The organism is Sporosarcina sp. ACRSM (genome assembly GCF_022346545.1).
Lineage (GTDB): Bacteria > Bacillota > Bacilli > Bacillales_A > Planococcaceae > Sporosarcina.
In genome coordinates this window covers 484,338-506,801 of the sequence record NZ_JAKRNU010000001.1, presented here as the reverse complement: position 1 = coordinate 506,801, position 22,464 = coordinate 484,338, and the positions used below count along the sequence as shown (strand labels likewise).

The following is a 22,464-nucleotide window of genomic DNA, read 5'->3' as shown; positions in this document are numbered from 1 at the left end:
ATTGAAAAGAAACAGACAGGTATGCATGAGATAGATTAGGAGGAGAAATGATGCTGGAATTTGATACGAATGTTGATGCAGCAGCTGTCATCAAAGTAATTGGAGTTGGTGGCGGCGGGAACAATGCTGTAAACCGAATGATTGAACATGGTGTACAAGGTGTGGAATTCATTGCAGTGAATACAGATGCACAAGCTCTTAATCTTTCAAGTGCTGAAGTGAAATTGCAAATTGGTGCAAAATTGACACGCGGACTTGGTGCAGGTGCAAATCCGGAAGTCGGTAAAAAAGCTGCAGAGGAAAGCAAAGAGCAGATTGAAGAAGCTTTACGCGGAGCGGATATGGTCTTCGTAACCGCAGGCATGGGAGGCGGAACCGGCACAGGAGCTGCACCTGTCATCGCACAAGTTGCAAAAGATCTTGGAGCACTAACGGTCGGTGTTGTCACAAGACCGTTCACATTTGAGGGAAGGAAGCGTTCCACGCAGGCAATCGGTGGTATCACGTCGATGAAAGAATCCGTGGATACGCTGATCGTCATCCCGAATGATAAATTGCTTGAAATCGTGGATAAGAATACGCCGATGCTTGAAGCTTTCCGTGAAGCGGATAATGTACTGCGTCAAGGGGTTCAAGGTATATCGGATCTGATCGCGACACCTGGACTCATTAACTTGGACTTCGCGGACGTCAAAACGATCATGTCCAACAAAGGTTCTGCATTGATGGGGATCGGGATGTCCACAGGGGAAAATCGTGCAGCGGAAGCAGCGAAAAAGGCGATTTCAAGTCCATTGCTTGAAACATCGATTGACGGTGCGAAAGGTGTCATTATGAACATTACAGGCGGATCAAATCTCAGCCTATTTGAAGTGCAAGAGGCTGCGGATATCGTCGCATCTGCATCAGATGATGATGTCAACATGATTTTCGGATCGGTTATCAACGACAATTTGAAAGATGAAATTATCGTTACGGTGATCGCTACTGGGTTTAGCGAGGAACAGCTTAATGCATCGCGTCCGGCAAGAAGCGCAGGATACGGTTCCAGCCGTCCGCAGCCACGTGAGCAAGCTCCGATCCAACAAACGCCTGTACGCGAACGCAGAGAAGAGGCACCTCAGTTTCAACAACAAGAGACGCCTCCAACTCGTCAACCACAAGCGAATCAACAAGAAGACACGTTAGATATTCCAACATTTTTACGCAATCGCCGTCGATAATGGCGATACCAATAAAAAGCTTCCCAGCACATGCAATCGCATGTACTGGGAAGCTTTTTTTGTCATGGAAATTCTTATAGTTGGAATGTATGGTGTGCTGATTGATCGTTTGCTTACAAGGTATGATCACTGCACTTGATTAAAGATCACTCGAAGGGCTAATTGATCGTTACCAGCGTTTTATGATCACTTGAAGTTCTAATTGATCACCACAATCAATTTATGATCGCCCGAACAATTAATCGATCACCCGCTTTTCCTTTCCCAATCGAAAGTTGTCGATTTCTTTTTTGAAAAGGGTCGCCATTCCGACAAACATTTCAACTTTAGGATGTTATCGTTGTCTGTAGGGAGGGCGGTCTATGTATGGAGAGTTCATAGTAGGAGTGAATATGCTATTCAATTATGCCATTCTGTCGTTCGCCAACAAAGTGGGAGATATTTATGCCGCCCGCAGAAGGCTTATACTTGCCGCTTTTGCTGGCGCATTGCCTGTCACGCTTTTTCCATCGTCCATCTTTGCAGTCATTCTTTCTTTTGTAGGCATGACATTTTGTGCTTTTGGCAAAACATTTGAACCGTGGAAAAAATCCGCATCCATGGTTTTGGTCGGAGCCGTTTTTGCAGGTGGGTTATTGACCGCTTTTCATTTTCGTCTTACTTCTTTCAATACTGCCATGAATGTCTTAACTTATGCGGTCGTTGCCTATGTGGCTCTTCATTTCTTGAAAAAGAAATGGCTGGATGTCAGGATTGCACGCCATGTATCGGCGCTCAGATCTTCTTCTGTTTTACATCTCTGGGAAGCGGAAATCCCGATTGAAGTATTTGTAGATTCTGGAAATAGCTGTACCGAGCCATTATCGGGTTTACCGGTTCATTTTGTTTCATTGAAAGCGGTGGAATCATCCATGCCGGAAGATCTGAAAAAACCGTTGTTTGAATGGGATCCAAATGGCTCGCCTTCATTAACGGCGTTTCCGGAGAAATATCAAAAGAGTATTCGATTGATCCGTTTGATGACCATTCAAGGACAATCATGGGCGATTGGTTTTAAATTCGAACGATGGGTGGTGGGGGATGAAAATGGACTGCAGCCGGGTTATGTTGTTCTGACGAAAAAAGACCGTCGTTACCCGGACGGTGCCGAAGCGATTTTGCACGTATCCGCAATGGAATCACTAAACGTCGAAAGGGGAACTGTTCATGCTGCATAAGTTGAAAAATTGGTTGTCGATGATTGTTTCCTCTCTTAAAGGGAAGAAAAAGGGCACATACTATATCGGAGGACATGAATCACTACCAAAACCATTGACACGTGAAGAAGAAGCAGAGGCAATACGGGCTTTCATGGAAGGCGATATGAATGCGCGTGATACGCTCATTGAAAAAAACCTTCGTCTCGTCGTCTATATCGCTCGTCGCTTCGATAATACCAATACACATATCGAGGACTTGATCAGCATTGGCGCTATTGGACTTATCAAAGCGATTGAAACGTTCAAAATCGATAAGAATATCAAGTTGGCGACGTATGCCTCCCGCTGCATCGAAAATGAAATCTTGATGCATTTGCGCAAAACGAATCGGACACGCTCGGAAATTTCTTTTGACGAACCGCTCAATTCAGATGCAGATGGGAATGAATTGCTTTTGTCGGATATACTCGGCACAGATGAGCATATTATTATCGATGATGTTGAAAAGAAAATTGAACGTCAACATATGATTGACGCCATACAGACATTAGATGAACGGGAACGTTATATTATGGAATGCCGCTTCGGGTTAACCGGAAAACTGGAAATGACTCAAAAAGAGGTAGCCGAATTACTCGGTATTTCTCAGTCCTATATTTCCCGGCTTGAAAAGAAAATAATCATGGATTTGAGAGAGCAATTGAATCATCCAATTGCCTAACATGAATTTGTAGAAGATCCCTGCTGATTTAATAAAGGAAGGTTACGTATGTTTGTATTGAGAGTGCCTTAATTTCTGCACAGGACGCAGAAATTAAGGCAAATCGAACCCTTCGCTGTTCGATTCACTGTTCGATTGGTTGAAATTGGCGATAGGAAATCCTGCATATTCCGGACGTCCACGGACAGACTATTTGTACAGTCATCGACAGAATGTGGAGGAAAAGCGAATGGTACGTACAAGAGTAGAAATATGCGGAATCGATACGTCCGAATTGCCATTACTCACAAACGACGTGATGAAAGAAACATTTATCAGGCTGCAAAGCGGAGACCAATCGGCGCGGGAGGAACTCGTCATCGGCAATTTGCGACTCGTCCTTAGCCTCGTTCAAAGATTCGCTTATCGTGGAGAACAAGCGGATGATCTCTTTCAAGTCGGCTGTATCGGCTTGTTGAAATCGATCGATAACTTCGATTTGAAACATAATGTGCGATTTTCAACGTATGCCGTCCCGATGATCATCGGAGAGATCAAAAGACATTTACGCGATCACCATTCCATAAGAGTATCTAGGTCACTGCGCGATATCGCTTACAAAGCGATCAAAGCGAAAGAACAATTCATCAATGATCATCAAAAAGAACCACGCATTTCAGATTTGTCGGATATTACAGGAATCCCGGCTGATGACATCCTTTTTGCATTGGATGCGATCCAAGACCCGATGTCTCTTCACGAACCGATCAATGGAGAAGGCGGGGATCCAGTATTCATGATGGATCAGCTACAGGATAAAACCGTTTCCGAAGACAAGTGGTTAACGTATGTTTCCGTCAAAGAGACTGTATCCACAATGGATGAACGGCAACAGACGATCCTTTCAAAACGATTTTACCTAGGACAAACGCAAACTGAAATTGCCAAAGAACTAGGCATTTCACAAGCACAAATTTCAAGATTAGAGAAAAATGCGGTCAAAATTATCCGAGATGGTATGGACCAACATTAACTACATTAAAGTTAAAACGCAATGCAGCGACTGCATTTGCGTTTTTTTTCGATCCGATGCATATATTCAAACAAAGGAGGGAACGTATGCGGTTTTCAGAAATCCAGAAGAAGGAAGTTATCGATATAAAAAGAGGTGTATTCCTAGGATTTGTACAAGATGCGACGATTGATACGAAAACTGGAAAAGTGGAATCCCTGCATGTTGGCGGAGGCGAACGGAGCAGTTTGTTTGAGGGAAAAGGTAGAGAAGTGAAACGAGTAGCACTTGCCGATATTGCTACAATCGGAAAAGATATCATGCTTGTCGGCAACAAAGACGGAAATTAATGACTAATCATTGATATGTAGCCGCCCACTTGTTACAATAAAGGGAAAGAAAGATGAAAAGTAGTGATAAGCATGAGTCTATTACAACAACGTATACAGAAAATTGAACAGGATATACAAGCCGCTTGTGATCGGAGCGGGCGAAACAGAGCTGATGTTTCAATCGTAGCCGTCACAAAATCAGTGTCAGCCGCAAGGACTTCCGCGGTACTGGAAGCAGGCATCCGTCAGCTTGGTGAAAATCGCGCGGAGGGTCTTCTCGGTAAACAGGAAGCGATTCCAAATGGTGCTGAATGGCATTTCATCGGTAATGTTCAAAGCAGAAAAGTCAAGGATATCATCAATCGGATCGATTATTTACATTCAGTCGATCGGCTGAGTATCGCCAAGGAGATCCAAAAGCGGGCGGATCAACGAGTTGACTGCTTTATCCAAGTGAATGTTTCCGGTGAAGAGAGTAAATCCGGAATCTCCCCTTCTGAACTTGACCAGTTTATCGAAGAGGTGGGAACTTATGATAAAATCCGGGTTGTCGGCCTGATGACAATGGCACCTTTCACTAAGAATGATGATGAAATCCGTACGATTTTCCGTTCGTTGAGAGAACTTCGTGATGGAATTGCCGCACGTAATCTACCTTTTGCACCGTGTCCATACTTGTCCATGGGAATGTCGAATGACTACATTATCGCAATCGAAGAAGGTGCAACCCATGTTAGAATCGGTACTGCACTTGTCGGAGCAGAAAGCGAGGAAGACGGATGAGCATCAAAAACAAATTCGAGAAATGGTTCTATCTTGAAGACGAAGAAGATGAAGTGCAGGAGAAACCTCAACCCCGCCGTGAAGAACAACAACTGCATGTGCAGGAACAACCGCGCAGGGTTCCACCGAGAAAACAACCGGTAGAAGGTCAACAAACGCGCAATGTTGTCAGTTTACAAAGCATCCAGAAATCATCCAAGGTTGTACTTGCCGAACCGCGTGTCTATGCGGAGGCGCAAGACATATCCGAGCATTTGAAGAACAAACGGGCAGTCGTTGTCAACTTGCAGCGAATTGAACGAGACCAAGGAATCCGGATCGTCGATTTTCTAAGTGGAACCGTCTATGCGCTTGGCGGGGACATCCAGCGAATCGGTACAGACATATTTCTTTGCGTCCCTGAGAACGTGGAAGTTGCAGGGGCGATTTCCGATTATTTTGAACGTTAGACTTTGAATGAGGTGTACGAATTAGCATGTCAACTATTTTCATATTCAATACCATAGCGGGAGTATTTCAGATATACTCCATATTGCTCATCATTTACATCTTGATGTCGTGGGTGCCTTCAGCACGTGAGACGAAATTTGGCCAGATGCTTGAAAAGATTGCAGAGCCATACCTAGGCTTTTTCAGAAAGTTCATCCCGCCACTAGGCATGATTGATATTTCACCGATTGTTGCATTATTTGCGCTGAATTTAATTTCAAGAGGTGTTTTTTCAGTACTTACCATGTTGTTATATTAAGATGGTATCGTCCTCACTTAGGTGAGGATTTTTCTATAAGGAGAAGGAATATGGAAACTATATTACAGCATTTCCGTAAAGACGAACAACCCTTCATCGAAATGGCCATTGGTTGGATCCGTGAAGTGGAAGATACGTATGCCCCTAAATTGACCGGATTCCTAGATCCGCGGCAACAATTCATTGTTAAATCACTCGCACGCGGTTCTGATCTTCAAGTGGGATCGAGCGGTGCATTTTCTGAAGCGGAGCGGCAAAGGATGCTAATTTATCCAGATTATTATGTTCCGGAATCAGCCGATTATCAGATCGCATTATTGAATGTAAAATATCCAGCCAAATTTATGAAGCTCGAGCACAGGGATATTCTTGGTTCCATGATGTCGCTTGGGATTGACCGTTCGAAATTTGGGGATATCCGAATTCTGGAAGATGTGGTTCAGTTTGCAGTCGCTGATGAATTAAAAGATTATATGACCGCAAATTTCACTTCTATTGGGAAATCGAAAGTGACGGTCGAAGAGAATGATCAATCGGAAGAGTGGCTCCAGTCTGCGGATATTTGGACGGAGGACCTCCATATTGTCAGTTCAATGCGTCTCGATGTCGTTGTAGCGGCACTTGCGAATATTTCACGTCAAAAAGCGGCTACGCTCATTCACGGTGAGAAAGTGAAAGTGAATTGGACGGTGCGGGATCAACCCGCTTTTGAATTGCAAGAATCCGATATGCTTTCCATCAGGGGAGCGGGCAGATTTAAAGTGGTGGCCGTCGAAGGTAGGACAAAAAAGGATAAAATCCGTCTCAGTATTGGGAAGTTAGAATGATTTTTCAGATTATAGGTGAAGATAATGCTGTCTTCTCTTGTTTCAACATGTATAATAGAGAAAGAATTACGCTAAAGGGGAGATGCGACGAATGGCTCTATCACCACTTGATATACATAACAAGGAGTTTAGCAGTAAATTCCGAGGGTATGACGAAGATGAAGTCAACGAATTTCTAGAACAGATCATGAAAGACTATGAAAACGTGCTGGAAGAAAATAAAGAACTAAAAAATAGCTTGAAACAAACGAAAGAACAAATATCCCACTTCAACTCAATCGAGGATACATTGCAAAAATCCATCTTGGTCGCCCAGGAAGCGGCTGAAGATGTCCGTCGCAACTCCATGAAAGAATCGAAATTGATCATCAGGGAAGCGGAAAAGAATGCTGATCGGATCGTCCATGAGGCGCTTTCCCGCGCTCGTAAAATATCCGTGGAAATCGAAGACTTGAAAAAGCAATCGAAAGTGTTTCGCACGCGTTTCAAAATGCTCATCGAAGCGCAGCTTGATCTGATTCAATCGGATGATTGGGATAAATTATTGGAATACGAAATTAATGCGGAACGGTTGGAAGCGGTCGCTGACGAAGAACTATAAGTCAATGATGAAGTTTTTTTAGGCAATGTTCTGGCGAAGAAGCTTGACTTTCAGTATAATTGACCCATATAATAATGTGCATATATTCACAATAGGCGTTGAAAGAGAAAGTACTTTCCAAAATTGTGTGAAGCGAGCCGGGGATGGTGAGAGCCCGGTCTACAATTGGAAACGAAAATCACTCCCGAGCTGGATAGCGGAATGCTGAGTACGCTAGTCCCGGTTACACCCCGTTACGGTGTCTGAGTGGCAACAAATTCGTTTGTTGCAAGTAGGGTGGTATCGCGAGAATGACTCCTCGTCCCTTTTTTAGGGACGGGGTTTTTTTATTTTCATTCAGCAGGTGTTCAAACACCTGCTGAATGAAAGGCAGTCAAAGTTCCCGACGTCCTGAAAGTGCCTTAATTTCTGCAAAGAACGCAGAAATACGGCAAATCGAACCCTTCGCTGTTCGATTCGCAATTGATTGATAACAAGGAGGAAATCAAATGGAATATAAAGATACGTTATTGATGCCGAAAACTGAATTTCCGATGCGTGGAAATTTACCGAACAATGAACCGAAGATGCAAGCAAAATGGGATGAGATGGATATTTACAGCAAAGTGCAGGAACGCACGCAAGGCCGCCCGTTTTTTGTTTTACATGATGGACCTCCGTATGCGAATGGCGACTTGCATATGGGCCATGCATTGAACAAAGTGTTGAAAGACATGATTGTCCGTCATAAATCGATGACTGGATACCATGCACCATATGTTCCGGGTTGGGATACACATGGTCTGCCGATCGAGCAAGCGCTTGTCAACAAAGGCGTGAAACGGAAAGAGCACTCCATTGCGGAATTCCGGAAAATGTGTGAAGACTATGCTTATAGCCAGATCGACAATCAACGTACCCAGTTTAAACGGATTGGCGTACGCGGGAATTGGGAAAATCCTTATATCACATTGAAGCCTGCGTTTGAAGCGCGTCAAATTCAAGTGTTCGGTGAAATGGCGAAAAAAGGATATATCTATAAAGGCTTAAAGCCGGTATTCTGGTCTCCGTCAAGTGAATCAGCATTGGCTGAAGCGGAAATCGAATACCAAGACAAGAAATCCCCATCCATCTATGTTGGTTTCCCTGTGAAAGACGGGAAAAATGTTGTTGAAAATGATGTTCAATTCTTAATTTGGACGACGACTCCGTGGACGATTCCGGCAAACTTAGGGATTTCCGTACATCCTGAATTTACGTATATCATCGTCAAAGTCGGGGAGCAGAAATTCCTAATCGCCAAAGATCTGCTTGCTTTCGTAGCGGAAGAAATTGGTTGGGAAGATTATTCTGTCGAACGCGAATTGAAAGGTTCCGAGTTGGACCGCGTTGTAGCGAAACACCCATTGTATGACCGCGATTCACTTGTCATGCTAGGTGAGCATGTCACAGCGGAAGCGGGGACAGGTTGTGTCCACACGGCTCCTGGCCACGGGGAAGACGACTTCTACATTTCCAAATCATACGGCTTGGAGGTGCTTTCTCCGGTGGATGATAGAGGTGTCATGACAGACGAAGCACCTGGTTTTGAAGGCTTATTCTATGATGATGCCAATAAAGCAATCACGGAAGCGCTCGATAAAGTGGGGGCACTTCAGAAGTTATCCTTTATCACGCACTCCTATCCGCATGACTGGCGTACGAAAAAGCCGGTTATTTACCGTGCGACTGCGCAATGGTTCGCTTCTATCGAATCATTCCGTCCAGAGTTACTGGAAGCGATCCGCAATACGAAGTTCACGCCATTATGGGGTGAAACACGTCTGTATAATATGGTTCGCGACCGTGGGGACTGGTGTATTTCCCGTCAACGGGTATGGGGGGTTCCGATCCCGGTCTTTTACGCGGAAAATGGTGAGGCGATCATTACCGACGAAACGATTGAGCATGTTTCACAACTATTCCGTGAAAATGGCTCCAATGTTTGGTTTGAGCGGGAAGCGAAAGACCTTCTTCCAGAAGGATTCACACATGAAGGCAGCCCGAACGGACAATTCACAAAAGAGACGGATATTATGGACGTTTGGTTCGACTCCGGTTCAACACATCAAGGCGTTCTGGAAGAACGGGATGATCTCGTTTACCCTGCTGACTTATACTTGGAAGGATCTGACCAATACCGCGGCTGGTTCAACTCCTCATTGACAACAAGCGTTGCCATGAACGGGCATGCACCTTATAAAGGTCTGTTGAGCCATGGGTTTACGTTGGATGGCAATGGACGAAAAATGAGTAAATCACTTGGGAACGTCATTGTACCGGCTAAAGTGATGTACCAGCTCGGAGCGGATATTCTCCGCCTATGGGTATCTTCCGTCGATTACACGGCAGATGTCCGCGTTTCGGATTCGAACTTCAAGCAAGTATCCGAAGTATATCGGAAAATCCGGAATACGCTCCGTTTCTTACATGGAAATACGTCGGACTTTGATCCTGCGACGGATGCGGTCGCTTTTGCGGATTTACGTCCAGTCGACCAATTCGTCTATGTACGTTTGCAGGATCTGATCCAAGAAGTGCGTGAGGCGTATGAGAATTACGAATTTGCAGGTGTCTACCATGCGGTCAATAATTTCTGTACGGGCGAATTGAGCTCGTTCTATCTCGACATTGCAAAAGACGTCGTCTACATTGAAGGGGTGGATCATCCGCACCGTCGTGCAATGCAAACCGTGATGTACGATACATTGTTAGCATTGCTAAAATTATTGACACCGATCATTCCGCATACGACGGATGAGATGTGGGCTTATATGGCACATGTAGATGTCGAAAGCGTACAGCTGACGGATATGCCAGAAGCGCAGGATCTTGGGGAAGATGCGAAAGCATTACGCGAACGTTTTGCTACGCTGATGCTCATCCGTGATGATGTATTAAAAGCACTTGAAGAAGCGCGGAATGAGAAAGTGATCGGAAAATCGCTCGAAGCGAAAGTGACGGTTGCACTTCCAGAAAATTTACAAGGCGTTTTTGCAGCAGATGATATCGACTACGCACAATTCTTCATCGTATCCAATTTTGCAGAAGGCGATGTGAACCACATGCCTGAAGGAACTTTGAAACTCGATACGGTAAGTGTCCTTGTGGAGAAAGCAGACGGTGAAAAATGTGAACGTTGCTGGACGATTTCAGAAACAGTCGGGCAGGACGACACACATGCTACACTTTGCACACGCTGTGCAGATGTTGTGAAAAAATATTACGCATAATGATTAAAGCGGCTGTGACGGTCTTTTTAGAAAGACTAGTCACAGCCGCTTTTTTGGTGTTAAATCGGTGCACATATTCTGTAAAGTGGCACCTTACAGGGTAGTTCATTCAACGGTAACTTCATTTTCCCGATCCTTATACCACTTCACAAATGCATTTGCGAACTCTATTGGCACATCATCCACACCTGCATGACGGATTGGCTTTCCTCTATTTATTGTTCTAATCGATGCAAGACCCAACCTTTTTTGAACGAGGTTTCGTGTCACATTTACTTCGATCACTTTTTCTCGTTTTGAGATGAATAAGGAAGTCTTTAACACGCCTTTTTTAAACTGCATAAACTGCATAAAGTGCTTATTCATTCTATAGCGGGTATGGAAAAAATCCAGCCATCTTACGCCTAAAATCCAAAACAAAAGGACTACTGATAGAATCAGCCAGGCTTGTTCTAACTTTAAAATTGTTGGCTTGAAATAAAGCAAAAATCCCGTCACGATGAGCCAAAACCAGCTTGGCCACAGCATGCGCAGCCAAAACACCTTCTTTGGAAGGCGAGTCATTTCCTTTGTGATCGTATAGGACGGCAGAATATCCGCAATCATGGCATATGCCTTGTGAACAGGCAGGAAAGGATAGAGTGTATTCACTTCGAGCTTATGTTCACCAGAGCTTAAACTGCCTACACTTGTCAGTTTCACGCCGGCCAACCCAAACCATCTTTTCAGCAAAGATTGTTCAATTTCGATGGCCTGTACCCTTTCCTTCGAGATGGAGAAGGCTGTTTCATCGATGACACCTTTCGAAATATAAATATAATCTGAATCTGAAGAGATTTCATAGTTTCCGTACTTCAAAAATGTTTTTACAATACCGAAGGCTACGGAGGCGATGGTAAGTACAATCACAATGATGGCCACAGCCCACCACGTGCTTATCATTCTTTCAAAAAGTCCCTCTGCTGTATGCCTCACATCAAAAATTTCATTGGTTTTGAAATAAAATGAGCCGATGAAAGGAATTAGAATTAGAAAACTTAATGATGTAAAGGATGCTTTGAAAATGTCCTTTCTTGTGGATTGAAAATGGATGATCCGATTCGGAGCATGATGCCCAACTTCCACTGGTGGCACATCGAAACCATCATTCGGATAGACCTCGTTATGCTTCGTAGCGCTTTTAAGAAATGTTTCTATTCGCTCGGCTTCTTTTTGAGAGATAACTTTAAATGTTACAGCTGCATTGTCGCCTATCATCCCCGTTTCAAAATGGATAGAGGTCATATTAAATATACGGTGAAATAAAGGGGCACGCCGATTAATGTTTTGAATTTTAGAAAATGGAATGATTCGTTCCGACTTATTGAAAAGCCCTTTGTAAAGATGGAAAGACTTATCATCTAATTCGTATCGATGAGTAAACCATTGATAGATGATTGAAAAAACTGTCAGAACAACCGCGAGAAGAAAAATAATCCGTCCATATGTAATGAAAAGCGATGTAGAATCTGCCTTTATAACATATAGAAAAACAACGAAGAAAAAAGAGTTCTTTCCTAATTTCCCAAATTCGAACAGCATTACAAGTGGAGAGTAACGCCTTTTTTTCGTCATTGTTCCACTTCCTTAATTTTAGCGTATGTAGCAATTTGATTTCGTAATTCAATCGCCGCTCTTTTGGGAAGCGCAGGTATCGTATGGGAGGATCCCATCGTTTCAACTGAAACGGAGCAGAGGCCATATCTTCTAAGAAGAGGCCCTTGTTCTGTTGCGACCGATTGGATTTTTGTCATGGGAACGAGTTGATGCATTTCCTTTATAGCCCCTAATTTTAATTGCAAAAACTGTTCATCCGCATCGTAACGCCAATTTTTGTACGATAAGAAGGGATGAATCAGTGACCAGACCCCACCAATCAACGCGAAAACGGTCAGAATGATGAGGAGCAAACGAATCCATTCTTTCCAAGAAAATCGAATATCCAAGTAAAAGAGGATGCCAAGGACGAGGAATCCGATTAAATTCGCAATCATGTCACTAATAAGCCAAACTTTGATGGCTTCCTTTGCTAAACGCTTCTGAGGTGCATTCAATGTACTAGTCAAAAAATCACCGCCTATCTTTCGCTTATAATTCACTTAAAAGATTTTGTTCGGAAGAAGATTTGCGGGCTCCTTTTCGTTTTTTCGGTTTGTTGAAAAAGGATAAATAGGTACCAATCCGTACGATTTTTTCCAAAGGACCGTAGCGGAAGTATTTGATGTAAAGACAACTGAAGGCGATTTGCATGACGAAAATTAGGATGCCGAATAGCATCGCTTTAAAAACGCCCACTTTACCGAATAAACCGAAGCCATATCCATAAAAAACGGTCGTACAAATAACTGTTTGGAAAATGTAATTCGTCAATGATAATTTACCGACCTGTTCGAAATACATGAATAAACGGGAGGTTGGGAACTTGCTGTATAGCAGTCCGATCAAGCTGATATAACCGAAAGCAAGAATAATCCCGCCAATCATGACAAAACTTGTTTGTGCGAGAAAATATCCGTACGCTTTCATACCTAACCCTAAAATGAGGCCTATTACAGCGCCAATCAAGTAATGCCTTTTCTCTTGTTGTGGACGGCGGAAGAAACCTCTTTTGGCTGCATACATCCCGAATAAAAACATCGGCGCAATCGTGAATGGCATCAATAAAAGGATGGCGCCGATTTCACCTTCACTCATGCTTTGGGACAGGGGATCTTCGCTGTGATTGCGATATGTTGTGATTTCTGAATAAGAACCCGTTTGGTAAACTTCCGTTGTTGTGTGAATATACGATGTCAACAATGCCGGTTCGAGAAGTTCTTCATCCTCGGTAGGGTATAAGTTGAGAAAAGCGATTGCTAAAAACAAGACGCTTCCCCAAATGAGTAATGTTTTCGCTTTGCGATTGACAAATACAAGCAAGAACAATCCCATCACACCATAGAGCAATAAAATATCGCCATCCCATAAAAATGTGGCATGTAAAATTCCGATGATGACCAACAAGCAGGATCGTCTGAAGAGATGCCATTTGATTCTTAAGTTATTGTAGGCGAACCGTTCCCGCATCATCATCATCGAATAACCGAATAAGAAAGTGAAAATCGGCATAAAACTGCTTTCTATCGCAATTTTAGTGAAAGCATAAAAGTTTTTATCCAACGGAGATAGGGGGAATAAGTGAATCTCATCTTTGCCCCATAAGCCGTATTGGAAGATCAATAAATTTGCCAATAAGATGCCGAATAAGCTGAAACCTCGCATGCCGTCAATGATGTGAATCCGTTTCTCCATCTGTTTCTCCTCCTTCTGTTCAATACCTATCGTAACTTTCCTTGTTTTCGCCAGATGAACGTCCACCTTACTTTCACCTTAATTTTCATGTGATGTAGTAAGGTTCCGTTAAGCTTCCTATGATAGGATAAATATGGGTGATCATATGAAAAATAGTAAAATATTATTGGTAGACGATGAACAAGCGATTTTACAAATGTTAGAAATGGTCTTAACGAAGGAAAAGTTTACAAGTATTTATACTGCCACGACAGGGACGGAAGCTTTGGCAATGGTTCACAAACACGCACCGGAATTCATCGTGTTGGATGTCATGTTGCCGGATATGAATGGATTTGAGCTCTGTACAAAAATTCGGGCTTATACGGATGCTCCTATTTTATTTTTGACAGCTAGGGTTTCAGATATGGATGTATTGACAGGATTTGAAAAAGGCGGAGACGATTATGTGACGAAACCTTTCAACCCATTGGAAGTTGTCGCGCGGATAAAAGCTCATTTAAAACGCAAGCAAACAAATGATCCGACGCTTGCTAACATGAACAAAAGAGTGCATCGTTTCGGAGATTGTATCGTCGATGAGGATGCAGGGGAATTGATCGTCAATGGTGTTTTGACGCCATGTCCGGCGCAAGTGTTTTTGTTGCTCGTCCATTTTTGTCACAATGTCAACCGTGTGCTGTCAAAAGAACAGCTCTTTACAGCTGTATGGGGGTATGAGCATATGGCAGATGATAATACGGTAATGGTTCATATAAGGAGAATCCGAGAGCGTATTGAACCGGATCCGGGCCGTCCTATCCATTTAGTCACGGTTCGTGGTTTAGGCTATAAGTTAGTAAAGGATCCTGCTGAATGAACATCAATTATAGAATGATGTTTCAGTTCTTAACTCAATTTATCCTGAACTTTATTGCCACATTTTTGATTGTCGTCTTGTTAATTATCCTGGCGATGCATCTCATTACAAAAGACGAATTAAAATCCAATCCCCAAAAAGCGATTGTAGAAAACCTTCCTTATAGTTCTTATATCGGGGGAGATGGACAAGTTGAATTGAATGATAGTTGGAAAAGTACTTTATCCGAACATCAGATGTGGGTACAAATTATTGATGGGACGGGAGAAGTCATTTACGCATTCAATACACCGGATCATTTCCAACGCATTTATACGATGAATGATTTACTTGCCATCGAAAAAACGAATCAGTTGGGCAATTATACAGTGGATACGTATTTTGAAACGGGGAAGCCGAAGCCTTATTATTATTTATTCGGTTATATTGACAAACAGCAACAATTATTGACGGATTGGTATGATTCTTATAGTGATGCGGGCATTGTAAGAAATGATCGAAAAGAGGATCTTGAAAAAGAAGTGAGCAAGCATGAGGGCATGCTCGAAATCTATCAAGATGGAAAGTTAGTCGAAAAAATAGGAGAGAATCTTCCGAGTCCGACAAAGATGCTAGATGTAGTGGGGAGTATTCATGTGCCGGGTAATTATGAAACAAAGGCATATGTGGTGAATGACAATACGGCAAATAGTGCGTGGGTTTATCATGAATTGAATGATGCATTTAAGAGCCCTTCAATTCGGTTTTTCTCCAATAGGGAGTTGCAAACTTTCGCGCTTGTTCTACTCATTAGCATGGTGATCCTCGTTGTCTTATCCATTTGGAATGGCTATCGTTATGGAAAACCTTTACTACTTTTCATGAATTGGTTAAAAATCGTTGAACAAAAGCAATATGAAGATGTGCTATCGGGAAAAGAGCATCGGAAAATTTATAAGAAAAACGGTAAGGTAAAGTTTCGGTATCGTTTGTATAAGGAAGTATTTGAAACCTTTTCCAATATGTCAGAAAAACTTTCACTTGCTGAACAAGAGAGAAAGCAGTTGGAAAGAACCCGGGAAGAATGGATGGCAGGCATTTCCCATGATTTGCGGACGCCTTTATCCAGCATCCAGGGATACGGCCATCTTTTGGAAAGTGGTCAATATGATTATACAAGAGAAGAATTACAGCAGATCGGCCAAGTCATTCGGGATAAGTCCGATTATATGGTCGATTTAGTGAATGATTTTTCACTTATTTTCCAATTGAAAAATAGCGCCATTGCGATTCAGAAAGAACGCATCGATATGAATGCTTTTATCCATGACCTGGTCGTTAAATACCAAGACGATTTCACGTTGAACAGCCATCTAATTTCTTTCGAACGATCCGATGAGCCTTGTGAAGTCGAAATCGATCCAAAATGGTTTATCCGTGTGCTCGATAATTTACTCTCAAATGCGATGAAGCATAATCCACCCCGAACGAAAGTGCATGTGAAAGTCGTTTGTAAGCAGCATACAACAATGATTATGATTATGGATAACGGAAAGGGAATGGACGAAACGTTCGTTGACCATTTATTTACACGCTATTACAGAGGAACGAGTACAGATGAACGGACAGAAGGGGAAGGTTTGGGCATGAGTATTGCCTATGCGATTGTCAAATTACATGGCGGTTCAATTGAAGTGCAATCGGAAGTGGGTAAAGGAACGACCGTAGTCATCAAGCTATGATTCGTGCTCTTGTAGTCAACTTTCACTTCAACTCTTGCCATCTTTTAGCGTGGCACCAACTGGCATCCCATACGGTCCCTATGGTAAAATGAAACGTAATCTGTCGGACGGGGGTAATTGGGCTTGTTTATTTATTATGCTGTGGCGGCAGTCGTCATCTTACTGGATCAGTTGACGAAATGGCTCGTCGTGAAGAATATGGAACTTTATGAAAGAATCAGCATTGCAGATCCTTATATCGGGCTTCTGTCCCATCGTAATAAAGGTGCAGCATGGGGCATGTTGGAAGGACAAATGTGGTTATTTTATATCGTCACAATTATTGTGGTCGCAGGTATCATCTATTTCTTCCACAAAGAGGCAAAAGGGCATCCGATTTTTGGGATCAGTCTGATGTTTCTACTTGGCGGGGCGATCGGTAACTTTATCGATCGGTTGTGGCGCAAGGAAGTCGTCGATTTTGTCGATGTCCTTATCCCGGTCATCAATTATGATTTCCCGATCTTCAATGTGGCAGATGCAGCGTTGACAGTGGGGGTCATTTTGATCATCATCCATATGATTCTGGATGAAAAAAAGAATAAGAAAAAGGTGTCTTAATGGAGAAATTTGAAATAACAGAAGAGCTTGAAGGAAGCCGCATTGACAAAGCGTTGACAACCATCCAACCGAATTGGTCGCGCACGCAAGTTCAACAATGGTTGAAAGATGGGCTTGTCCTTGTAGGGACTCTGCCTGTGAAGCCAAATTATAAAGTAAAACAAGGGGATATCGTCGCTGTTGACGAACCGGAAGTGGAAGAGCTGGATGTCGTTGCGGAAAATCTGCATCTTGAGATCGTTTATGAAGACAAGGATGTCCTCGTTGTCAATAAACCGCGTGGTATGGTCGTGCATCCTGCACCGGGCCATACAACGGGAACGGTCGTCAATGGACTCATGTACCATGTCAAGGACTTATCCGGGATCAACGGTGTGCTCCGTCCCGGTATCGTCCATCGAATTGATAAGGATACATCCGGGCTGTTAATGGTGGCTAAAAATGACCAGGCCCATGTTTCGTTAGTCGACCAACTCGTGGCCAAATCAGTGACCCGTGTGTATACAGCACTTGTCCACGGTCATATCCCGCATGATAACGGGACGATTGATGCGCCGATCGGACGCGACCCGAAGGACCGGCAAAGCATGGGGATCATCGACAAAGGAAAGCATGCGGTGACGCATTTTAAAGTGCTTGAAAGGCTCGGAGATTATACGCTCGTTGAATGTCGATTGGAAACGGGAAGAACCCATCAGATTCGCGTGCATATGAAATATATCGGCTATCCGCTTGTCGGCGATCCGAAATATGGTCCGAAAAAGACCATCGATTTTGGAGGTCAGGTGTTACATGCAGGTACCCTCGGTTTCAATCATCCTGCAACGGATGAATACCTGGAATTTACAAGCCCGCTCCCCGATGATTTTCAAGCTTTACTGGATCAGTTAAGAAAAAACTGAAAAAATGCATTGACAAATGGAGAACGTGAATTGTATACTGAACGAAGCAACTGAATAGCGATACCTTTAAAATCAGTCCAGAGAGGCTGGGAAGGTTGCACGGAAGTACAGACGAACTGCTGCGCGCAGTTTTCGATGTACGCTTTTTTCTGCACGTATGCCCTCCCGCCATCTAAGGCGGGAGGGCTTTTCTAATGTGAAGGAGGATAAAGAAATGACGGAAAAAGCGATCATTTTAGATGAGCAAGCAATAGGAAGGGCGATCACACGGATTGCTCACGAAATCATTGAACGGAACAAAGGGATCGACGAGTGCATACTTGTCGGCATTAAAACAAGAGGTGCTTTTCTTGCAGAACGCCTTGCAGAAAAAATTGAACAAATCGAAGGGAAACCGATCAAAACGGGAGAACTGGACATTACACTCTATCGGGACGATCTACTCTATAAGCACGATAATGAAGAACCGCTTGTACAGCAAGTCGATATTAGGCACGATGTCACAGATAAAAAAGTGATCCTTGTCGATGACGTGTTATACACAGGAAGAACAGTACGTGCAGCCATGGACGCTGTCATGGACTTGGGAAGACCAGCATCGATTCAACTGGCAGTGCTTGTCGATAGAGGGCATCGTGAACTCCCGATCCGGCCGGATTTCGTCGGGAAAAACATACCGACCTCCAGCGAAGAGCTGGTCGTTGTCAGTGTGAAGGAAACAGACGGTAAAGAAGCCGTTTCAATCCATAAAAAATAATCAATCGCTGCGGGGGAAAATAGGGTGTCAGAAAAAGTATTAGACGTCAATGAAACACCGAAACTTGGGAAATTGCTCACACTTAGTTTTCAGCATCTGTTTGCCATGATCGGAGCGACCATTCTCGTCCCGCAACTTGTCGGGTTAAGTCCGGCCATCGCATTATTGACAAGTGGCATCGCAACGATCGTCTTCATCATCATAACGCAATTTAAAGTCCCGGCTTATCTTGGTTCGTCCTTTGCCTTTATCATACCGATTCAGATAGCGACGCAAGAAGGCGGCATCGGCAGTGCAATGATCGGCAGCATGTTTGTCGCAGCGGTGTACGCCCTCATCTCGCTCCTGATTTGGAAAACGGGTCATCGATTCATCATGCGGATTCTACCGCCGATTGTGGTGGCACCTGTCATCATCGTGATCGGGCTTGCGCTGTCACCTGTAGCGATCATGAATGCCAGCACTATCCAGGTAGGGGATGATAGAGTATACAGCCTCTTGCATTTCTCGGCAGCGCTCGTCTCGCTGGCAGTTGCCATCATTTGTATCATGTTTTTCAAAGGGATTATTAGCCTCATGCCCGTCTTGCTCGGCATCATTGCTGGCTATATCTACTCGATTGGGATTGGCATTGTCGATTTCACAGCTGTCAAAGAAGCACCGGTCTTCAGTGTTCCAGAAATGCTCCTACCGGGAATCGATTATGAGTTTACAGTGACCTGGAGTTTACTTGCCATCATGGTGCCAATTGCCATTGTGACCATCTCCGAACACATCGGTCATCAGCTCGTACTTGGGCGAATCGTTGAACGGGATTATATAAAAGATCCGGGATTACATCGTTCGATATTGGGAGATGGACTTGGAACTTTTATCAGCTCATTGATCGGCGGTCCGCCGAAGACGACATATGGTGAGAATATCGGCGTGTTGGCCATTACCCGCGTGTTCAGTGTCGCCGTGATCATCGGTGCAGCAGTACTGGCAATTCTTGCTTCTTTCCTTGGGAAGGCGATGGCGATCGTCCAGACGATACCGGGAGCTGTCCTAGGAGGAATCTCGATCCTCTTGTTCGGGATCATTGCCTCATCAGGATTGAGGATGCTGGTCGACCATAAAATCGATTTTGGCAATCAACGAAACTTAGTCATCGCATCTGTCATTCTTGTCATCGGAATCGGCGGCGCAACGATCAAGTTCAGCGAAACATTTCAGATTGAAGGAATGGCACTCGCCGCGATCGTCGGGGTACTTTTGAATCTGATTTTACCTGGAAAAACAACTGAGACGCTAATAGACGAAACTGAATAGAAGACCTTTTAATGACTGTCCAGAGAGACAGGGAAAGGTTCGTTTGACATACCACATTATCCAGTTGATGGAAGAATGTGTATATCGTCATACCTAACGAGCCTTTCCGCCTGCCGGAAAGGCTTTTTCAATAGAATGAGAGGGAGGAAAACAGTATGGATCACTTAGTATCAATGAGTCAACTAACGGAAGAAGAAATCATGGCAATTCTTGATCGGGCTGGCAACTTCAAAAAATTCGGAAACCGGGAATTGCCCGGGAAATATACGGTGAGCAATTTGTTTTTTGAACCGAGTACACGGACGAAGATGAGCTTCGAGTTGGCGGAAAGAAAACTAGGTCTTGAAGTACTGCCTTTTGAATCAGAATATTCCAGTGCGGTAAAAGGAGAAACGCTTTATGACACGGTAAAAACACTCGAAGCTATCGGGTTGGATGCGCTTGTGATCCGGCATTCCCAACGGAACTATTATGAGCAACTGATCGGGAAGACTTCGATTTCATTGATCAACGGAGGAGATGGATCGGGGCAACATCCAACGCAGTCACTTCTTGATTTGTTCACAATCCACGAAGAGTTTGGCAAATTTAAGGGACTGAATGTGGTGATTGCGGGGGATATAGCGCATAGCCGCGTAGCACGTTCGAACGCAGACGCCTTGACGAGATTAGGGGCCAATGTCACGTTCGTTTGTCCAACAGAATGGGCAGGGGAATTCAAAACGATGAATAAATGGGATGGCTTGATTGAAACAAGTGATGTTGTCATGTTACTCCGAGTGCAGCACGAAAGACATAGAACGACCTCGCTTTTCACGAATGAAAGTTATCACGAACATTTTGGATTGACAGAAGAACGAGCAAAGCAGCTAAAAAATGGGGCAATCATTATGCATCCCGGACCGTTTAATCGAGGAGTGGAAATTGCAGAACCATTAATTGAATGTGCGAGATCCAGAATATTTAAACAGGTAGAAAATGGCGTTTACATACGAATGGCAATACTAGACACGATTTTGAAAGGGAGGAAGAAAAATGAAAAAAGTAATTCAAGGGGTACAAATGCTAAACGAAGAAGGGAAGCTATTTACAACTGATATAAAAATAACAGGTGATAAAATCTCGGAAATCGGTCCGGATCTTGCGGCAAATGATGCAAAAATAATTGAGGGCAATGGACTATTCGTGGCGCCGGGCTTTATCGATGTCCATGTTCATCTCAGGGAGCCGGGCGGCGAACAGAAAGAGACGATTGACAGCGGCACACGAGCGGCAGCAAAAGGAGGCTATACGACCATTTGCGCGATGCCGAATACAAGGCCGGTGCCGGATACGAAAGAGAATCTATCGAAGATCAATGAATTGATTGCCGAAAAAGCGCTGATCCGTGTCCTACCTTATGCATCCATCACGATTCGTGAAGCGGGCAAGGAACGGACGAATCTAGCTGAATTGAAAGAGCATGGCGCATTCGCTTTTACAGATGATGGAGTGGGTGTCCAGCAAGCAGGAATGATGTATGAAGCGATGCAGGATGCTGCAAAAATCGATATGCCGATCGTTGCACATTGTGAAGATAATACGTTGATCTATGGAGGAGCGATGCATGAAGGGAAGCGGAATAAGGAACTTGGTCTTCCAGGAATCCCGTCCATTGCGGAATCGGTCCATATCGCCCGTGATATTTTACTAGCGGAAGCGGCAGGGGCTCATTATCACGTCTGTCATGTCAGTACAAAAGAGTCGGTCCGGGTCATCCGCGATGCAAAAAAAGCGGGGGTTCATGTTACAGCAGAAGTGAGTCCACATCATTTGCTGCTTTCTGAAGAAGATATCCCAGGGAATGACGCAGATTGGAAAATGAATCCTCCACTCCGAGGGCAGGACGATCTTGCAGCACTTCGCGAAGGGTTGCTGGATGGCACGCTTGATTTCATCGCGACAGATCATGCGCCGCATACGGCAGAGGAAAAAGCGGCCGGTTTTGAAAAAGCACCGTTTGGGATTACCGGTTTTGAAACCGCGTTTCCTCTTCTCTATACGCATTTTGTAAAAGAAGGGAAATGGACATTGCAGCAATTGATCGATTGGATGACGAAGAAACCGGCGGAAGTTTTCGGTTTACCGTACGGTACATTGGAAGTAGGAGCAACGGCGGATCTTGTGTTGCTAGATTTGACTAAAGAACAGACAATTGATAGAACAACCTTTGTATCAAAAGGGAAAAACACTCCATTTGACGGTTGGAAATGTGCAGGGTGGCCAGTCAAAACGATTTTCGGCGGTAACATTGTTTGGGAGGAATGAC

At 43.9% G+C, this 22,464-nt stretch carries 22 protein-coding genes and 1 other annotated feature; of the genes, 19 read left to right on the top strand and 3 right to left on the bottom strand.

What is annotated here, in order from left to right; genetic code table 11:
- Nucleotides 1-50: 50 nt before the first annotated feature.
- The 11 genes from ftsZ to ileS all read left to right on the top strand — a co-directional run bounded on the left by ftsZ (nt 51) and on the right by ileS (nt 10,676).
- Complete coding sequence (gene ftsZ, locus MHZ95_RS02465) at nt 51-1,223, top strand: cell division protein FtsZ (protein ID WP_239388910.1); 1,173 nt, start codon at nt 51-53, stop codon at nt 1,221-1,223.
- Nucleotides 1,224-1,585: 362 nt separating this feature from the next.
- Entirely contained in the window at nt 1,586-2,440 is an 855-nt protein-coding gene (locus tag MHZ95_RS02460) for a sigma-E processing peptidase SpoIIGA (protein WP_239388909.1), read from the top strand.
- Nucleotides 2,430-3,143, top strand: a complete 714-nt coding sequence (sigE, locus tag MHZ95_RS02455; RefSeq protein WP_239388908.1) for an RNA polymerase sporulation sigma factor SigE — start codon at nt 2,430-2,432, stop codon at nt 3,141-3,143. The genes MHZ95_RS02460 and sigE overlap by 11 nt, the downstream gene beginning before the upstream one ends.
- A 229-nt stretch (nt 3,144-3,372) precedes the next feature.
- Nucleotides 3,373-4,155, top strand: coding sequence for an RNA polymerase sporulation sigma factor SigG (gene sigG, locus MHZ95_RS02450; RefSeq protein ID WP_239388907.1), 783 nt, complete (start codon nt 3,373-3,375; stop codon nt 4,153-4,155).
- 86 nt (nt 4,156-4,241) lie between these two features.
- Entirely contained in the window at nt 4,242-4,484 is a 243-nt protein-coding gene (locus tag MHZ95_RS02445) for a PRC-barrel domain-containing protein (protein ID WP_239388906.1), read from the top strand.
- 72 nt (nt 4,485-4,556) lie between these two features.
- Nucleotides 4,557-5,249: a YggS family pyridoxal phosphate-dependent enzyme gene (locus MHZ95_RS02440; protein ID WP_239388905.1), complete on the top strand. Its 693-nt coding sequence runs from the start codon at nt 4,557-4,559 to the stop codon at nt 5,247-5,249.
- Nucleotides 5,246-5,698, top strand: a complete 453-nt coding sequence (locus MHZ95_RS02435) for a cell division protein SepF (protein WP_239388904.1) — start codon at nt 5,246-5,248, stop codon at nt 5,696-5,698. Before MHZ95_RS02440 ends, MHZ95_RS02435 begins: the two co-directional genes overlap by 4 nt.
- Nucleotides 5,699-5,724: 26 nt before the next feature.
- Nucleotides 5,725-5,997, top strand: a complete 273-nt coding sequence (locus MHZ95_RS02430) for a YggT family protein (protein ID WP_239388903.1) — start codon at nt 5,725-5,727, stop codon at nt 5,995-5,997.
- Nucleotides 5,998-6,047: 50 nt separating this feature from the next.
- A complete protein-coding gene (locus MHZ95_RS02425) occupies nt 6,048-6,824 on the top strand; it encodes a YlmH family RNA-binding protein (protein ID WP_239388902.1) in 777 nt (258 codons plus the stop codon).
- Between the two features lie 91 nt (nt 6,825-6,915).
- Nucleotides 6,916-7,425 (top strand): DivIVA domain-containing protein, encoded by a 510-nt coding sequence (locus tag MHZ95_RS02420; protein WP_239388901.1) that lies wholly within the window; start codon nt 6,916-6,918, stop codon nt 7,423-7,425.
- An 89-nt stretch (nt 7,426-7,514) separates the two neighbouring features.
- Nucleotides 7,515-7,734 (top strand) — a binding site (T-box leader).
- A gap of 179 nt (nt 7,735-7,913) precedes the next feature.
- Nucleotides 7,914-10,676, top strand: a complete 2,763-nt coding sequence (gene ileS / locus MHZ95_RS02415) for an isoleucine--tRNA ligase (RefSeq protein WP_239388900.1) — start codon at nt 7,914-7,916, stop codon at nt 10,674-10,676.
- 105 nt (nt 10,677-10,781) lie between these two features.
- On the opposite strand, the gene MHZ95_RS02410 is transcribed toward ileS, so the two are convergent.
- The 3 genes from MHZ95_RS02410 to MHZ95_RS02400 are packed head-to-tail and all read right to left on the bottom strand — an operon-like array spanning nt 10,782 to nt 14,006.
- Nucleotides 10,782-12,290, bottom strand: a complete 1,509-nt coding sequence (locus MHZ95_RS02410) for a PH domain-containing protein (protein ID WP_239388899.1) — start codon at nt 12,288-12,290, stop codon at nt 10,782-10,784.
- Complete coding sequence (locus tag MHZ95_RS02405; RefSeq protein WP_239388898.1) at nt 12,287-12,781, bottom strand: PH domain-containing protein; 495 nt, start codon at nt 12,779-12,781, stop codon at nt 12,287-12,289. Before MHZ95_RS02405 ends, MHZ95_RS02410 begins: the two co-directional genes overlap by 4 nt.
- Nucleotides 12,782-12,803: 22 nt before the next feature.
- A complete protein-coding gene (locus MHZ95_RS02400; RefSeq protein WP_239388897.1) occupies nt 12,804-14,006 on the bottom strand; it encodes a DUF418 domain-containing protein in 1,203 nt (400 codons plus the stop codon).
- 145 nt (nt 14,007-14,151) lie between these two features.
- Between MHZ95_RS02400 and MHZ95_RS02395 the strand changes: the two genes are divergently transcribed.
- The 8 genes from MHZ95_RS02395 to MHZ95_RS02360 all read left to right on the top strand — a co-directional run bounded on the left by MHZ95_RS02395 (nt 14,152) and on the right by MHZ95_RS02360 (nt 22,463).
- On the top strand, nt 14,152-14,865 hold the full coding sequence (locus MHZ95_RS02395; protein ID WP_239388896.1) for a response regulator transcription factor: 714 nt from the start codon (nt 14,152-14,154) through the stop codon (nt 14,863-14,865).
- Entirely contained in the window at nt 14,862-16,586 is a 1,725-nt protein-coding gene (locus MHZ95_RS02390; RefSeq protein WP_239388895.1) for a sensor histidine kinase, read from the top strand. Before MHZ95_RS02395 ends, MHZ95_RS02390 begins: the two co-directional genes overlap by 4 nt.
- A 123-nt stretch (nt 16,587-16,709) precedes the next feature.
- A complete protein-coding gene (lspA, locus tag MHZ95_RS02385) occupies nt 16,710-17,186 on the top strand; it encodes a signal peptidase II (protein ID WP_239388894.1) in 477 nt (158 codons plus the stop codon).
- Nucleotides 17,186-18,088: an RluA family pseudouridine synthase gene (locus tag MHZ95_RS02380; RefSeq protein ID WP_239388893.1), complete on the top strand. Its 903-nt coding sequence runs from the start codon at nt 17,186-17,188 to the stop codon at nt 18,086-18,088. Before lspA ends, MHZ95_RS02380 begins: the two co-directional genes overlap by 1 nt.
- Nucleotides 18,089-18,245: 157 nt before the next feature.
- Nucleotides 18,246-18,845, top strand: coding sequence for a bifunctional pyr operon transcriptional regulator/uracil phosphoribosyltransferase PyrR (gene pyrR, locus MHZ95_RS02375; protein WP_255726522.1), 600 nt, complete (start codon nt 18,246-18,248; stop codon nt 18,843-18,845).
- A 24-nt stretch (nt 18,846-18,869) separates the two neighbouring features.
- The gene (locus MHZ95_RS02370) at nt 18,870-20,156 is read left to right on the top strand and encodes a uracil-xanthine permease family protein (protein ID WP_239388891.1); all 1,287 of its coding nucleotides are present in this window, start codon (nt 18,870-18,872) and stop codon (nt 20,154-20,156) included.
- 155 nt (nt 20,157-20,311) lie between these two features.
- Complete coding sequence (locus MHZ95_RS02365; RefSeq protein ID WP_239388890.1) at nt 20,312-21,253, top strand: aspartate carbamoyltransferase catalytic subunit; 942 nt, start codon at nt 20,312-20,314, stop codon at nt 21,251-21,253.
- The gene (locus tag MHZ95_RS02360; RefSeq protein ID WP_239388889.1) at nt 21,192-22,463 is read left to right on the top strand and encodes a dihydroorotase; all 1,272 of its coding nucleotides are present in this window, start codon (nt 21,192-21,194) and stop codon (nt 22,461-22,463) included. The genes MHZ95_RS02365 and MHZ95_RS02360 overlap by 62 nt, the downstream gene beginning before the upstream one ends.
- Nucleotide 22,464: the final 1 nt, after the last annotated feature.

Excerpts from the sequence above, each read along its gene's own strand:
- ftsZ (WP_239388910.1), top strand. The coding sequence starts at position 51 with ATGCTGGAATTTGATACGAATGTTGATGCAGCAGCTGTCATCAAAGTA.
- MHZ95_RS02440 (WP_239388905.1), top strand. The coding sequence starts at position 4,557 with ATGAGTCTATTACAACAACGTATACAGAAAATTGAACAGGATATACAA.
- MHZ95_RS02410 (WP_239388899.1), bottom strand. The coding sequence starts at position 12,290 with ATGACGAAAAAAAGGCGTTACTCTCCACTTGTAATGCTGTTCGAATTT.
- pyrR (WP_255726522.1), top strand. The coding sequence starts at position 18,246 with ATGCCCTCCCGCCATCTAAGGCGGGAGGGCTTTTCTAATGTGAAGGAG.
- MHZ95_RS02390 (WP_239388895.1), top strand. The coding sequence starts at position 14,862 with ATGAACATCAATTATAGAATGATGTTTCAGTTCTTAACTCAATTTATC.
- MHZ95_RS02425 (WP_239388902.1), top strand. The coding sequence starts at position 6,048 with ATGGAAACTATATTACAGCATTTCCGTAAAGACGAACAACCCTTCATC.
- MHZ95_RS02395 (WP_239388896.1), top strand. The coding sequence starts at position 14,152 with ATGAAAAATAGTAAAATATTATTGGTAGACGATGAACAAGCGATTTTA.
- MHZ95_RS02400 (WP_239388897.1), bottom strand. The coding sequence starts at position 14,006 with ATGGAGAAACGGATTCACATCATTGACGGCATGCGAGGTTTCAGCTTA.
- MHZ95_RS02360 (WP_239388889.1), top strand. The coding sequence starts at position 21,192 with ATGAAAAAAGTAATTCAAGGGGTACAAATGCTAAACGAAGAAGGGAAG.
- MHZ95_RS02420 (WP_239388901.1), top strand. The coding sequence starts at position 6,916 with ATGGCTCTATCACCACTTGATATACATAACAAGGAGTTTAGCAGTAAA.
- MHZ95_RS02445 (WP_239388906.1), top strand. The coding sequence starts at position 4,242 with ATGCGGTTTTCAGAAATCCAGAAGAAGGAAGTTATCGATATAAAAAGA.
- MHZ95_RS02435 (WP_239388904.1), top strand. The coding sequence starts at position 5,246 with ATGAGCATCAAAAACAAATTCGAGAAATGGTTCTATCTTGAAGACGAA.
- sigE (WP_239388908.1), top strand. The coding sequence starts at position 2,430 with ATGCTGCATAAGTTGAAAAATTGGTTGTCGATGATTGTTTCCTCTCTT.
- MHZ95_RS02380 (WP_239388893.1), top strand. The coding sequence starts at position 17,186 with ATGGAGAAATTTGAAATAACAGAAGAGCTTGAAGGAAGCCGCATTGAC.
- MHZ95_RS02365 (WP_239388890.1), top strand. The coding sequence starts at position 20,312 with ATGGATCACTTAGTATCAATGAGTCAACTAACGGAAGAAGAAATCATG.
- sigG (WP_239388907.1), top strand. The coding sequence starts at position 3,373 with ATGGTACGTACAAGAGTAGAAATATGCGGAATCGATACGTCCGAATTG.
- ileS (WP_239388900.1), top strand. The coding sequence starts at position 7,914 with ATGGAATATAAAGATACGTTATTGATGCCGAAAACTGAATTTCCGATG.
- MHZ95_RS02460 (WP_239388909.1), top strand. The coding sequence starts at position 1,586 with ATGTATGGAGAGTTCATAGTAGGAGTGAATATGCTATTCAATTATGCC.
- MHZ95_RS02430 (WP_239388903.1), top strand. The coding sequence starts at position 5,725 with ATGTCAACTATTTTCATATTCAATACCATAGCGGGAGTATTTCAGATA.